Consider the following 12,708-nt stretch of genomic DNA (forward strand, 5'->3'; position numbering starts at 1 on the left):
CATGTCTCATCAATCCGATCTGATCAGCGAGGACATCCTCGCCTACCTGGCCCAGCACGAGCGCAAGGAGCTACTGCGCTTCCTTACCTGCGGCAACGTCGACGATGGCAAGAGCACCCTGATCGGGCGCCTGCTGCACGACTCCAAGATGATTTACGAAGATCACATGGAGGCCATCACCAAGGACTCCAAGAAGGTCGGCACCACCGGCGACGACGTTGACCTGGCACTGCTGGTTGACGGCCTGCAGGCCGAGCGCGAGCAGGGCATCACCATCGATGTCGCCTACCGCTATTTCAGCACTGCCAAGCGCAAGTTCATCATCGCCGACACCCCCGGCCATGAGCAGTACACCCGCAACATGGCTACCGGCGCATCCACCTGCGACCTGGCGATCATCCTGGTCGACGCCCGCTACGGCGTGCAGACGCAGACTCGCCGCCACAGCTACATCGCCTCGCTGCTGGGCATCAAGCACATCGTTGTGGCCATCAACAAGATGGACCTGATGGACTTCGATCAGGCCGTGTTCGAGCGCATCAAGGCCGACTACCTGGCGTTCGCCGAGCGCATCGGACTGCAGCCGACCTCGCTGTTCTTCGTGCCGATGTCGGCGCTCAAGGGCGACAACGTGGTCAATCGGAGCGAACGCGCGCCCTGGTACGAAGGCCAGTCGCTGATGGAGATTCTCGAAAGCGTCGAGATCGCCGGAGATCGCAATCTGGGCGACCTGCGCTTCCCGGTGCAGTACGTCAATCGACCGAACCTGAACTTTCGCGGTTTCGCCGGTACCCTGGCCAGCGGCATCGTGCGCAAGGGCGACGAGATCGCCGTGCTGCCGTCCGGCAAGACCAGCCGCATCAAATCCATCGTCACGTTCGACGGTGAGCTGGAGCAGGCCACACCGGGCGAGGCCATCACCCTGACGCTGGAAGACGAGATCGATGTCTCGCGCGGCGACATGCTGGTGCATGCCGACAATCGCCCGCGTATCGCCGATAGCTTCGACGCGATGCTGGTGTGGATGGGCGAGGAGCCGATGCTGCCGGGCAAAAAATACGACATCAAGCGCGCCACCAGTTACGTGCCGGGTTCGATCGCCAGCATCGCCCACAGCGTGGACGTGAATACGCTGGAGCGAGCTGCGGCGAGCAGCCTGCAGCTCAACGAGATTGGCAAGGTCCGCGTCAGTCTGGACGCGCCGATCGCGCTGGACGGCTACGCACAGAACCGCACCACCGGCGCTTTCATCGTCATCGACCGGCTGAGCAACGGCACCGTCGGCGCCGGCATGATCATCGCCGATCCGGTTACTCACGGTGCCGGCGCCCACCACGGGATGCTGGCCCACGTTTCTACCGAGGAGCGCGCCACACGTTTCGGGCAGCAACCGGCGACCGTGCTGTTCAGCGGCCTGTCCGGCGCTGGCAAGAGCACCTTGGCGTATGCCGTGGAGCGCAAACTGTTCGACATGGGGCGTGCCGTGTACGTGCTCGATGGTCAGAACCTGCGCCACGATCTGAACAAAGGGCTGCCGCAGGACCGTGCCGGTCGCACCGAGAACTGGCGCCGCGCCGCACATGTTGCCAAGCAATTCAACGAAGCTGGGCTGCTGACGCTCGCGGCCTTCGTCGCCCCGGATGCCGAGGGGCGCGAGCAGGCCAAGGCACTTGTCGGCGCCGGCCGGCTGATTACTGTCTACGTCCAGGCTTCGCCACAAATCTGCCGCCACCGCGATCCGCAGGGGTTGTATGCGGCCGGCGATGACAACATCCCCGGCGAGTCCTTCCCCTATGACGTTCCGCTGAATGCGGACTTGGTGGTCGATACCGAAACCTCAACGGTGGAGGAGGGCGCAACGCTGGTGATCCAGCTGCTGCGTGAGCGTGGGGCGATCTAAAACGCCGCACAGAAGAAAGAACGCCCTGCTAATGCAGGGCGTTCTTTTTTACGAGTAGGTGGCCGTCAGGGCGCCCAGGTCGACTCCTGCGTAAACGGTTTGGATTAGCCGCAGGCGCGAAGAGGGCGGTGGCAGTCAGGTAGCTTCGGCGAGAATGCGGAAGAACACGCTTTCCAACGATATTACCGGCTGGATGGCGAGCAAGTGTCCGCTGGTATTGTTGAGGTGGGCAATGGCGTTGGGGAGTTCGTGCTGCGCCATTTCGGATTCATACTCACCGGGGCGAAGCGCAACGCAGCTCTGCCCAAGCGGCTGGTCGGCCTGGTAACGCACAACGAAATGGTCGGCCCGTTCGGCCGCCAACTCGCGTGGTGAGCGTACCGTCAGCAATTGGCCCTTGTTGATGAAGCCGAACCGATCGGCGATGCGTTCAACATCGTGGAGAACGTGCGATGTGAAGAAGATCGCGCCGCCCTGCTGCTTGTAGTCGTTGAGAATGTCGACCACATCCTTGCGCCCTACCGGATCCAGTCCGGACAGCGGCTCGTCGAGCACCAGCAGCCGAGGCTGAACGGCCATCGCGTGGGCCAACGCCGTGCGCTGAACATTGCCCTTGGACAAATGCCGGATGCGCCGCTTGGCGTACTCGGCGATGGAAAAGCGCTCCAGCCACTGCATGCACCAGGCTTCGGAGTCGCTACGGTCGATGCCGTACATCGACAGCCCCATACGCAGTATTTCCAGCGGCGTGAATTGGTCGTAAAGCGCTGGCGCTTCCGGTACGTAAGCCATGCCGCGTCGAGCTTCGGCCCGATGCGCATCGCTGCCATAGAGCGTCACTTGGCCCTGATAGTCGTTGATGATGTCCAGCATGATTTTAATCGTGGTGGACTTGCCCGCACCGTTGGGGCCCACGAAGCCGAATACTTCCCCTTCATCCAGGCGGAAGCTTACATCGCGTACAGCCTCGACCCGCTTGCCCTTGGTCCGGAAGGTATGGCTGACGCCCTTGAATTCCACGGCTGCGCTCAAGGCTATTCCTCCAATCCGGCAATCTTCAGTTTTTTCAGTTCGACCTGTCCGCCGCGCAGTTCATAGCCAAGGCGCAATGGATCGGCAGGTAGGTTGTCGAGGATATGCGTTTCGACCAGCTGTTCCAGATGGGTCAGAGGACCATATGTGGACTCGAAACGGCGCTGCGCTTCGCGCAGCATGAGTAGCCCTTGCAGGCGGATGACACGCTTGTCCAGCATCTCGCGAAGCTGTGGGTCTGAGGTGCTGTCGCGTTGTTGGATCAGGTAATTGAGTGCCAGGCGCTCGTTGGCGAACTGCTCGGCGCGCAGCATGATCGCCAGCTTGCGCATGGCCGCGGCATTACCTGTTGAACGCTGCGCGCCGATCTCCAGCATACGGGCCGCGGCTTCTTTATCGCGCTGAAAGAAGGAAAGGTTGATGCCATAGAAGAACGGCGGAAATTCATCCCAGAAGCGGCAGTCGACCGCAGCGCGCAGCACGTCATTGCCCTGCTCCACGGCGCCGCCCCAGGTGAGCAGGCCGTTGGCAAGATAGTAATTGTCTTCATGGCAGGCGTTGAGGCGGGCGACTTCGCGCTGGGCACGGACCAAATAACCGGTATCCACACCGCGATCATCCATGCCAGTCGCAGCCAGGCGCATGGTTTCGAGATCGGCGGCCAGAAAGCGGTCACCGCCATGCAGGACGACCAGCAATGGCGCGGGAATTACCACGCGATCGGCGAAGAAGGCCGGTGTCAGCGTTACCGGTTGTTGGGCGCGCCAAATGGCGAGGGCTGCGAACAGCGCGAAACCCAGCAGGGCGACATTCAGCGAGCGATGCGTACGCATGTCAGGCGAAACGCTTACGCTGCAATGCCCATACCGCCAGTCCCAGCAGGCCGACCGTGTAGACTAGGCAAGACAACAGCAGCCAAGGCCAGTCGGCCGGCAGCAATTCCATTCGGCCATACAGGGCGATCATGCGCACATCCAGCGCGCCCAGGTCGGGCAACAAGTAGCCCAGAAGCCCGATGCCGGATCGATAATTTTCCGCATCGGTTACCACAGCGGTATTGCGGGTCAGCAGCTCGACAATCGCGCCGAACGAGCGCGCCACCAGCATGAAACCGAACGTGCCGATCAGGACGAAACTCGGTGTGGACGCGACCACCGCGAGCAAACTGGCGACTGCCGCAAGCAACTGTAGATCAACGGCGATAAAAGCAATCGTAACCAGATACTGGGGGCCCAAGGCAACCGGCGTTGCTTGTGCGTAATTCTGGCCAATCAACCAGACCAGCAGCGCCAGCGCGGCGGCCAACAGCACCAACAATCCGAGCGTCAGGGCTACAACGGCGGCGAAGCGACCCAGCAACAGATTGCGTCGCGGATTAGGATAGGAAAGCGTATTGAGGATATAGCGACGGTCAAATTCGCGCGACAGCAGTTCCTGGGTCGTCAGGACGAGTATCAGAGGCAACAGTAGTCGTAGCAATGACAGGCCGATATCCAGCGCCACGGTGGCGGGCTGACGACCGCTGAACTGTGCGGAAAGAAACACTGCAATGGTCAGTGCCAGCAGAGAGCTTGCCGCTAGCCAAGCAAAGCGAGCGCGAGATGCGAGGCGAAAGGCGATTACGACATCGGGAGAGGCTGCCATGAGTAAATTACCATGTGCGAATCTTTCGGAATTTTAGCTCCAATGTTGATTCGTTGTATTATTCAATGCTGGTGGATTATCTCGCTTTGCTTGCTGCTAAGATATTTATTGAGTTCTTGGCGTCTGCCCATGCGGAGGTGTCATTGCTGGTTGCTTGGAGCTCAAAAAACCTAGGAATGGCAATCGCGATTAGCGTAGAAATTATGGCAACAGTAATTAGCACTTCAATGAAGGTGAATGCTGATGAGTGCTTCATTTTAGTCTCATGGAGAAAGGGGCTGCGCGCCCCTTTCTGGTTTGGATAACGTTAGAGCGCCTTCGCGTATGTTGCGTTCTTCACTTGCGCTGCTAAGCGTAGTTCCATTATTACTTAACAGCGGCTTCTAGCGGAGTTGCGCTATCGCAAAAGCCAGACAGGCTTTTTGCTGCAACGCTTCCGCCAGCGGTGGTTGCAAATGCAGCTTTGCCGAAATTTTGAGACTCGAACGTGTCATCGGTGGATTTGCAGGACGAATCATTCCATACCGAGTTACCCGCTTCGTCTTTGTCTACTACGGCGCACTTGATTGTTTCGATTTTACGGTTGCCGCCTTTATGACAGGTGGCGACTTTGATTACATTGTTTGCTTTTTGGCAGGAGAAGGCGCCAAAGACATTGCTCGAAAGATTAATGGTTACTTCCTGGGAGAGAAGCTCGCAGCCCGCAGCGTCTGCAGTAATTGGAGTGCCGGATTTGATTTCTGCTGCATAGCCGTTTGCGGCAAAGATGCTGGTGGCCATGGCCAAGCCGATTAGGTATTTTTTCATGTTATGTGCTCCTTAAAGCTGGGCGGCTGCTAAAACGCTGATGGAATTTTTTGCATCGGCCGTTGCGACAGTGTCATTGGATTTTGCGCGGTATTCGTTGAACTGCGGAATAGCGATAGCAGCCAGAATGCCGATGATTGCAACTACAATCATCAATTCAATCAGGGTGAAACCTTTTTGCTTCTTGATGGATTTCATGGAAAAGCTCCTGTGTTGGTAAGGTCTTGGACCCGGCGTAACAGGAGCAGCTTCTATGCCAGGCGTGGCGGGATAGTTCGAGGTGAGGTCAAGGGTGTGCGCTGGCTCACTATTTGGTCTTCCCGATCTGGATTGGTTTTACGTGGCGGGCGCCGTGTGGCGGCGTTTACCCGTTTTTCGTCGCCATCCTTGCTCGGCCACGGTGCTCCTCCACGATTCTTGATAGGCCTGGGCGCCGAGGCGGGCGAATGGCAGTCACTACGGCTGCGCTCGTCAGCAAGTGACAAAAAACGCCACACGGTTTTTGTCGGTTTGGCTCGCTCTTCGAACTAGGTTATAAGGCAGCGATTCTCTCCCGCCTCTGGTTCGCTTTCATGAACGAAACTGTTTCTCTCGGTGGTCTCGCCCGGCAGTTGGTACTGGCAGGCCAGTTGGATGAAAAGGCTGCTGCGCAGGCGCAACTGCAGGCACAGCGCAATCAGTCGTCGCTGGTGACCTGGCTGGTACAGAACAAGCTGGTTAAGAGTCGTGTGCTTGGGGAAATCGCTGCCGACCAGTTCGGCGTGCCGTTCTTCGATCTCTCGGCGCTAGATAAAGATGCCCAGCCGCGCGATCTGGTCAGTGAGAAGCTGGTGCGCCAGCACCGCGCTCTACCGCTGCAGCGCCGTGGCAACAAGCTGTACGTGGCGGTATCGGACCCGACCAATCATCAGGCTATCAGCGATATCCAGTTCAATACCGGACTCTCGGTCGAAGGCGTGCTGGTCGAGGATGACAAGCTAGGCGAGGCCATCGAGAAGTTCTTCGAATCGGCCGCCACGGCACTGGACGGATTGAGCAGCTCGGATCTGGATGACCTAGATGTTGAGGTGGCTGGAGAGGCGAAGGATGATGGCGCGGAGCACAGCGAGGCCGATGACGCGCCGGTGGTGCGCTTCGTCAACAAGATGTTGCTGGATGCCATCAAGGGTGGCTCGTCCGACCTGCACTTCGAGCCTTACGAGAAGACCTATCGCGTGCGGTTTCGTACCGACGGCATGTTGCACGAGGTGGCCCGCCCTCCGGTGCAGTTGGTCAGCAGGATTTCGGCGCGACTGAAGGTCATGGCCAGTCTGGATATCGCCGAGCGGCGTAAGCCGCAGGACGGGCGAATCAAGATGAAGGTGTCAAAAACCAAGTCCATTGATTTTCGCGTGAACACCCTGCCCACGCTGTGGGGCGAGAAGATCGTGATGCGGATTCTGGATTCGGCCAGCGCGCAGATGGGGATCGATGCCCTGGGCTATGAGGACGCCCAGAAAGAGCTGTACATGAACGCCCTAAAGCAGCCGCAGGGCATGATCCTGGTGACTGGCCCTACGGGATCGGGCAAGACGGTTTCGCTGTATACCGGCCTGAACATCCTCAATACCGTTGACGTGAACATCTCTACCGCGGAGGACCCGGTGGAGATCAACCTGGAGGGGATCAACCAGGTCAACGTCAATCCGCGTCAGGGTATGGATTTCGCTCAAGCGCTGCGCGCTTTCCTGCGTCAAGACCCGGACATCATCATGGTCGGCGAGATTCGCGACCTTGAAACCGCCGAGATTGCCATCAAAGCGGCGCAAACCGGGCATATGGTGATGTCGACGCTGCACACCAATAGCGCAGCGGAAACGCTGACACGCCTGCGCAATATGGGTGTGCCGGCTTTTAACATTGCGACTTCGGTCAACCTGATCATCGCTCAGCGGTTGGCGCGTAAGCTGTGCTCGGCGTGCAAGAGAGAGGTTGAAGTGCCGCGCGAGGTGCTGCTCAAGGAGGGGTTTCCGGCTGAGAAGATCGGCACATTCAAACTATTTGGTCCAGTGGGCTGCGACAGTTGCAAGGGTGGCTACAAGGGACGTGTCGGTATTTATGAAGTGGTTAAAATCACGCCAGCCTTGCAGCGGCTTATCATGGAAGAAGGTAACTCCATCGATATCGCCCAGCAGGCGCGCAAAGATGGTTTCAATGATCTGCGCACTTCGGGACTGGTTAAGGCCATGCATGGCGTCACCAGCCTGGAAGAAGTCAACCGCGTGACCAAGGATTAACCATGGCGGAAAAAGCGTTGAAAACCAGTGTGTTCACCTGGGAGGGCACCGATAGAAAAGGTGGCAAGGTTAAAGGTGAGTTGACTGGTCAAAGTCCCGCGCTCATCAAGGCGCAGCTTCGCAAGCAGGGCATCAATCCGCTAAAGGTCCGCAAGAAAGCCGTTTCGCTGTTCGGTTCGGGTAAGAAGATCAAGCCGATGGATATCGCGCTGTTCACCCGGCAGATGGCAACGATGATGAAAGCGGGAGTTCCGCTTTTGCAGTCGTTCGACATTATCGGCGAGGGTTTCGACAACCCCAACATGCGCAAGCTGGTAGACGAGATCAAGCAAGAAGTGGCTGCGGGTAACAGTTTCGCCGGCTCGCTGCGCAAGAAACCGCAATATTTCGACGACCTGTATTGCAATCTGGTCGAGTCTGGCGAGCAGTCCGGTGCGCTGGAAACGCTTCTGGATCGCGTGGCGACCTACAAGGAAAAAACCGAAGCGCTCAAGGCGAAGATAAAGAAAGCCATGACCTACCCGATCGCGGTGATCGTGGTGGCGATCATCGTTTCGGCGATTCTGCTCATCAAGGTGGTTCCACAGTTCGAGAGCGTATTCGAAGGGTTTGGCGCCCAACTACCAGCTTTCACCATGATGGTGGTCTACCTTTCGCGTTGGCTGCAGGAGTGGTGGTACGTAGTGTTCGCGGTGATGTTTGCCGCAGCATTCGTGTTCAAGCATGTCTACAAGTCGTCGGAGAAGTTTCGCGACTCGCTCGATCGTCTACTGCTCAAGTTGCCGATAGTCGGGGATATTCTTTACAAGTCGGTGGTTGCGCGTTACGCGCGAACGCTGTCTACCACGTTCGCGGCTGGTGTGCCGCTGGTGGATGCGCTGGATTCAGTGGCTGGTGCCACGGGTAACGTGGTGTTTCGTAATGCGGTGACGAAGATCCGTAGCGATGTCTCGTCGGGCGTACAGCTCAATTTCTCCATGCGCACCACTGGAATCTTCCCAACGATGGCTATTCAGATGACGGCAATCGGCGAGGAGTCCGGCGCGCTGGATGAAATGCTGGATAAGCTGGCGAGCTTCTACGAGGCTGAGGTTGATAATATGGTGGACAACCTAACCACGCTCATGGAACCGATGATTATGGCTGTCCTGGGTGTATTGGTGGGGGGGTTGATCATTGCGATGTACCTGCCGATCTTCCAGCTGGGCAGCGTGGTCGGCTGATCGATGATGCTTGAATTTCTGGCCAGCCGTGCGCTGGCCTTTGTTTTGTGTGCGGGGCTGCTCGGCCTGTTAGTAGGCAGTTTTCTCAATGTGGTCATCTATCGTCTGCCGATCATGATGCAGCGCGAGTGGCAGGCGCAGGCGCGGGAGTTTCTGGAGCTGCCGCCCGAATCGGCTGGGGCGGCGTTCAACCTGTTCCTGCCGCCTTCGCGATGCCCGCATTGCGCGCATGCGATTCGGTCGTGGGAAAACATTCCGTTACTGAGCTGGATGGCGCTGCGGGGCAGATGCTCGTCTTGCAAGAAGCCTATCCCTGCTCGTTATCCGCTGGTTGAGCTTGCTTGCGGGCTTCTCTCGGGTTACGTGGCTTGGCACTTTGGCTTTACTTGGCAGGCAGGCGCCATGCTGTTGCTGACCTGGGGGCTACTGGCGATGAGTCTGATTGATATCGATCATCAGCTGTTGCCGGATTCGCTGGTGCTGCCGCTGCTCTGGTTGGGGCTGATCGTTAATAGTGGTGACCTTTTTGTCTCGCCGGTAGACGCGCTGTGGGGAGTGATCGCCGGGTACCTGAGTCTGGGGACGGTTTACTGGCTGTTCAAGCTGGTTACCGGCAAGGAGGGCATGGGTTACGGCGACTTCAAGCTGCTTGCGATGATCGGTGCTTGGGGCGGTTGGCAAGTGCTGCCGCTCACCATTCTGTTGTCCTCGCTGGTAGGGGCGGTGCTTGGCAGCATCCTGCTGCGCATACGCCGTGCTGCGCAGAGCACGCCGATTCCTTTCGGGCCTTATCTGGCCATTGCCGGGTGGATTGCGTTGTTGTGGGGTGATTCCATTACTCGTGGCTATCTGCAGTTCGCGCATATGTGAGCCTGCGCCGTTTAAATTTGGGGCGTAAAGGCTGGCCGCGCCTTGCATTGGCGTGCTGAGTGAGTACTACTGCGAACCCATTGGAATTGCGTGGATGTGTTGATGAAGCCTTGGATTCTCGGTTTGACCGGCGGTATTGGCAGCGGCAAGACTGCGGCGGCCAACCATTTCGCCAGCCTCGGCATACATGTGGTGGATGCCGATCAGGCTGCTCGGTGGGTGGTGGAGCCGGGGCGTCCGGCGTTGCAGCAAATCGTTGAGCATTTTGGCCCGGGCGTACTGCATGAAGGGGTTTTGAATCGAGCGGCGCTTCGCGAGCGGATCTTCCTGGATCCAAGTGAGCGCGTTTGGCTCGAGCAGTTGTTGCATCCGTTGATTCGTGCAGAGGTTGCCGCGCATCTGGCCAAGGCCGAATCGCCGTACGCGATCCTGGTTTCACCCTTGCTGGTGGAATCAGGACAGTACCGAGAGGTAGATCGCGTGCTAGTGGTAGATGTTCCGGAGGCACTGCAGGTCGAGCGCACCGTAGGGCGGGACCGGATTAGTGAAGAGCAGGTCCGGGCTATTCTCAAGGTGCAGGCTTCGCGCGAGGAGCGTATGCGTCACGCCGACGATGTGTTGCTGAATGATCGCGACCTGGGTTGGCTGCAGACGGAAGTGGAACGCTTGCACTGTTTCTATCTGACGTTACGAGGAGGTCGGCAGTGACCGCGATCAGCGTTATATGTCCTACCTGCGGGGCGCCGGTGGAGTGGGGGGAGCAAAGTCCGCACCGGCCGTTCTGTTGCGAACGCTGCAAACTGATCGATCTTGGGGCGTGGGCCGCTGAAGAGCATGCAGTCCCCGGTGATGGGGTAGAAGATGAGCTGTTCTCTGCTGATCTGCCGCTGCGTGAGCATTGATCTGGCGCCGGGTAGCAGAACCCGGAGCTTGCAGTGTCAGGCTAGCGTTCTTCATCTTTCCAAGGTGCTTGCAGGTAGCGGCTGCGGTTAAAACGTTCCAGCCAGTCCGGGCAGAAAACCACCAGTGCGGTGACAGCGGTGCCGTTGATGAAGGCTTCCGGAAACATTACCAGCCAGAGATAACCTGCGAAGTCCTCCAGCCAAGGAGGCATGGGATATCTCCCGTCCACCAGCAGTATGCCCAGCGAGGCCAGCACGCAGAACATCGCCGCCAGTGCCGCTGGGAAGAATCCGGAAAAGAATATGAAGACGAACAGGTTGCGCGGTTGAGCCCGTTCGACTAGACGTGCGCAGATTACGGTTATCAGCACAGGAATAAGAATCAGCAGCGCGCCGTTCATGCCCAGTGCGATCAGATGCTGGTGACCGGTGAGCGTCAGGCCGAGTTGCGCGCTGAAGGCGGCGAGGATGGCCAGCGGCCAATCAAGCAAAAGCGTAACGGCGGTCAGGCCGATAAAATGGAAGGACAGTCCGGAGTCGAAGTCGCGCCGCACCAGCCAGAGCAGGAAGATCGCCAGCATGGCGCCAAACAACAAGTGCTGGCGCCTTGTGTCGCTGAACAGTTCAACCCACGGCGCGCGCCAGGCAGCCCAGAGCAGGGCGAACGCATAGATCAACCAGCCCGCAAGAAGGCTAGCCGGCGCGAGCAGGTGCGCAGAGATCATTGAAGGCGATCCTCGGTATTTAGTTTGCGTGCATCTGTTTCAGAAGCGCGCAGCTTAGCGACAAGGTGGCGCGGGTGTCATTGGGTGTTCGCGTTCGTCGAAACGCTAACACGATGGGGGTAGATGATATTGCCGTAGGGGTGCATCACAAGGCGCGCCAGGTCGGATGGGCAAAAAGGCGGTTGCTATTTCTACGGCAATCAGGATAATTCCGCAGCCTGTCGCCGGGGATGCCTAGCCTGGTGACACAAAGAAGGCAGGGGATGCCTAGCCTGCCGAATCACCGCCGTAGCGGACGCGCTGACCCGAGCCCCCGATAGCGTCTGTTTCCGGCTGTCCTGGCCTTGCCAGGGCGAGCACCATTCAGTAAGATTCGCCGTCTTATTTTCAGGGCGGCCCCTGAGGCTATAACGAATGAAGACTTTTACTGCTAAACCGGAAACCGTCAAGCGCGACTGGTTCGTCGTCGACGCTGCCGGCCAGACCCTGGGTCGTCTGGCAACCGAAATCGCTAGCCGCCTGCGTGGCAAGCACAAGCCGGAATACACCCCGCACGTCGATACCGGCGACTACATCGTTGTGATCAACGCGGAGCAGGTGCGTGTTACTGGTGCCAAGACTTCCGACAAGATGTACTACTCTCACTCCGGTTTTCCGGGTGGCATCAAGTCGATCAACTTCGAGAAGCTGATCGCCAAGGCGCCCGAGCGCGTGATCGAGACTGCGGTAAAAGGCATGCTGCCAAAGAACCCGCTGGGTCGCGACATGTATCGTAAGCTGAAGGTGTACAAGGGTGCCAACCACCCGCACTCCGCTCAGCAGCCCCAAGAACTGAAGATTTAACGGAATAGTTCATTATGTCGGCGACTCAAAATTACGGCACTGGCCGTCGCAAGACTGCAACCGCACGCGTTTTCCTGCGTCCGGGTACTGGCAAGATTTCGATCAACAATCGTGAGCTGGATAACTTCTTTGGTCGCGAAACCGCGCGCATGGTGGTTCGTCAGCCGCTCGAGCTGACTGCCACTGCCGAGAAGTTCGATGTGTACGTTACTGTTCTTGGTGGCGGTGTGACTGGCCAAGCTGGCGCTATCCGCCATGGCATCACCCGTGCGCTGATCTCTTATGATGAGACTCTGCGTAGCCCGCTGCGCAAAGCTGGTTTCGTTACTCGCGATGCTCGCGAGGTAGAGCGTAAGAAGATCGGCCTGCGCAAAGCGCGTAAGCGTCCGCAGTACTCCAAGCGCTAACAAGCGCTTCAAAAGAACGCCCGGCTCCGCAAGGTCCGGGCGTTTTTTTATGGGCGAGGTATTCGCTGCGACAGCATGT

At 58.3% G+C, this 12,708-nt stretch carries 15 protein-coding genes; 8 read left to right on the forward strand and 7 right to left on the reverse strand.

Translation table 11 applies throughout. The annotated features are described in order from the left end of the window. Nucleotide 1: 1 nt before the first annotated feature. A complete protein-coding gene (gene cysN / locus AC0ZJQ_RS04315; protein WP_165593981.1) occupies nt 2–1,900 on the forward strand; it encodes a sulfate adenylyltransferase subunit CysN in 1,899 nt (632 codons plus the stop codon). Nucleotides 1,901–2,035: 135 nt separating this feature from the next. Here cysN and AC0ZJQ_RS04320 read toward each other — a convergent pair whose 3' ends face one another. The 6 genes from AC0ZJQ_RS04320 to AC0ZJQ_RS04345 all read right to left on the reverse strand — a co-directional run bounded on the left by AC0ZJQ_RS04320 (nt 2,036) and on the right by AC0ZJQ_RS04345 (nt 5,581). Then, on the reverse strand, nt 2,036–2,932 hold the full coding sequence (locus AC0ZJQ_RS04320) for an ABC transporter ATP-binding protein (RefSeq protein WP_165593980.1): 897 nt from the start codon (nt 2,930–2,932) through the stop codon (nt 2,036–2,038). Between the two features lie 2 nt (nt 2,933–2,934). After that, nucleotides 2,935–3,630 (reverse strand): hypothetical protein, encoded by a 696-nt coding sequence (locus AC0ZJQ_RS04325; protein ID WP_476477367.1) that lies wholly within the window; start codon nt 3,628–3,630, stop codon nt 2,935–2,937. Nucleotides 3,631–3,766: 136 nt separating this feature from the next. Further along, the gene (locus AC0ZJQ_RS04330) at nt 3,767–4,576 is read right to left on the reverse strand and encodes an ABC transporter permease (RefSeq protein ID WP_054093588.1); all 810 of its coding nucleotides are present in this window, start codon (nt 4,574–4,576) and stop codon (nt 3,767–3,769) included. A gap of 76 nt (nt 4,577–4,652) precedes the next feature. Further along, nucleotides 4,653–4,832 carry a type IV pilin protein gene (locus AC0ZJQ_RS04335; RefSeq protein WP_081002739.1) on the reverse strand — a complete coding sequence of 60 codons (180 nt, stop codon included), beginning with the start codon at nt 4,830–4,832 and terminating at the stop codon, nt 4,653–4,655. Nucleotides 4,833–4,942: 110 nt separating this feature from the next. Next, a complete protein-coding gene (locus tag AC0ZJQ_RS04340; protein ID WP_152947535.1) occupies nt 4,943–5,383 on the reverse strand; it encodes a hypothetical protein in 441 nt (146 codons plus the stop codon). A 12-nt stretch (nt 5,384–5,395) separates the two neighbouring features. Then, nucleotides 5,396–5,581, reverse strand: coding sequence for a type IV pilin protein (locus AC0ZJQ_RS04345; protein ID WP_054093589.1), 186 nt, complete (start codon nt 5,579–5,581; stop codon nt 5,396–5,398). A 374-nt stretch (nt 5,582–5,955) separates the two neighbouring features. Between AC0ZJQ_RS04345 and pilB the strand changes: the two genes are divergently transcribed. The 5 genes from pilB (at nt 5,956) to yacG (ending at nt 10,654) form a co-directional block, all read left to right on the forward strand. Then, nucleotides 5,956–7,659 (forward strand): type IV-A pilus assembly ATPase PilB, encoded by a 1,704-nt coding sequence (pilB, locus tag AC0ZJQ_RS04350; RefSeq protein ID WP_009867988.1) that lies wholly within the window; start codon nt 5,956–5,958, stop codon nt 7,657–7,659. Nucleotides 7,660–7,661: 2 nt separating this feature from the next. Further along, nucleotides 7,662–8,882: a type II secretion system F family protein gene (locus AC0ZJQ_RS04355; protein WP_155551572.1), complete on the forward strand. Its 1,221-nt coding sequence runs from the start codon at nt 7,662–7,664 to the stop codon at nt 8,880–8,882. 3 nt (nt 8,883–8,885) lie between these two features. Beyond that, complete coding sequence (locus AC0ZJQ_RS04360; protein ID WP_476477368.1) at nt 8,886–9,752, forward strand: prepilin peptidase; 867 nt, start codon at nt 8,886–8,888, stop codon at nt 9,750–9,752. A 102-nt stretch (nt 9,753–9,854) separates the two neighbouring features. After that, nucleotides 9,855–10,460 carry a dephospho-CoA kinase gene (coaE, locus tag AC0ZJQ_RS04365; RefSeq protein WP_237264536.1) on the forward strand — a complete coding sequence of 202 codons (606 nt, stop codon included), beginning with the start codon at nt 9,855–9,857 and terminating at the stop codon, nt 10,458–10,460. Beyond that, a complete protein-coding gene (gene yacG / locus AC0ZJQ_RS04370) occupies nt 10,457–10,654 on the forward strand; it encodes a DNA gyrase inhibitor YacG (RefSeq protein ID WP_237264538.1) in 198 nt (65 codons plus the stop codon). Before coaE ends, yacG begins: the two co-directional genes overlap by 4 nt. A gap of 41 nt (nt 10,655–10,695) precedes the next feature. Here the strand turns inward: yacG and AC0ZJQ_RS04375 are convergent, their stop codons facing one another. Next, nucleotides 10,696–11,379, reverse strand: coding sequence for an energy-coupling factor ABC transporter permease (locus AC0ZJQ_RS04375; RefSeq protein WP_213662723.1), 684 nt, complete (start codon nt 11,377–11,379; stop codon nt 10,696–10,698). 414 nt (nt 11,380–11,793) lie between these two features. Between AC0ZJQ_RS04375 and rplM the strand changes: the two genes are divergently transcribed. Then, entirely contained in the window at nt 11,794–12,222 is a 429-nt protein-coding gene (gene rplM / locus AC0ZJQ_RS04380; protein WP_009867981.1) for a 50S ribosomal protein L13, read from the forward strand. A gap of 14 nt (nt 12,223–12,236) precedes the next feature. Further along, nucleotides 12,237–12,629 carry a 30S ribosomal protein S9 gene (gene rpsI / locus AC0ZJQ_RS04385; protein WP_009867980.1) on the forward strand — a complete coding sequence of 131 codons (393 nt, stop codon included), beginning with the start codon at nt 12,237–12,239 and terminating at the stop codon, nt 12,627–12,629. The last annotated feature ends 79 nt before the right edge of the window (nt 12,630–12,708 follow it).

It is taken from the genome of Stutzerimonas sp. 21-1, assembly GCF_056336065.1.

What these genes read in the sequence shown, in the direction of transcription:
- AC0ZJQ_RS04340 (WP_152947535.1), bottom strand. Translation starts at nt 5,383, where the DNA reads ATGAAAAAATACCTAATCGGCTTGGCCATGGCCACCAGCATCTTTGCC.
- AC0ZJQ_RS04375 (WP_213662723.1), bottom strand. Translation starts at nt 11,379, where the DNA reads ATGATCTCTGCGCACCTGCTCGCGCCGGCTAGCCTTCTTGCGGGCTGG.
- AC0ZJQ_RS04360 (WP_476477368.1), top strand. Translation starts at nt 8,886, where the DNA reads ATGATGCTTGAATTTCTGGCCAGCCGTGCGCTGGCCTTTGTTTTGTGT.
- coaE (WP_237264536.1), top strand. Translation starts at nt 9,855, where the DNA reads ATGAAGCCTTGGATTCTCGGTTTGACCGGCGGTATTGGCAGCGGCAAG.
- AC0ZJQ_RS04345 (WP_054093589.1), bottom strand. Translation starts at nt 5,581, where the DNA reads ATGAAATCCATCAAGAAGCAAAAAGGTTTCACCCTGATTGAATTGATG.
- rplM (WP_009867981.1), top strand. Translation starts at nt 11,794, where the DNA reads ATGAAGACTTTTACTGCTAAACCGGAAACCGTCAAGCGCGACTGGTTC.
- AC0ZJQ_RS04335 (WP_081002739.1), bottom strand. Translation starts at nt 4,832, where the DNA reads ATGAAGCACTCATCAGCATTCACCTTCATTGAAGTGCTAATTACTGTT.
- AC0ZJQ_RS04330 (WP_054093588.1), bottom strand. Translation starts at nt 4,576, where the DNA reads ATGGCAGCCTCTCCCGATGTCGTAATCGCCTTTCGCCTCGCATCTCGC.
- AC0ZJQ_RS04355 (WP_155551572.1), top strand. Translation starts at nt 7,662, where the DNA reads ATGGCGGAAAAAGCGTTGAAAACCAGTGTGTTCACCTGGGAGGGCACC.
- cysN (WP_165593981.1), top strand. Translation starts at nt 2, where the DNA reads ATGTCTCATCAATCCGATCTGATCAGCGAGGACATCCTCGCCTACCTG.
- pilB (WP_009867988.1), top strand. Translation starts at nt 5,956, where the DNA reads ATGAACGAAACTGTTTCTCTCGGTGGTCTCGCCCGGCAGTTGGTACTG.
- rpsI (WP_009867980.1), top strand. Translation starts at nt 12,237, where the DNA reads ATGTCGGCGACTCAAAATTACGGCACTGGCCGTCGCAAGACTGCAACC.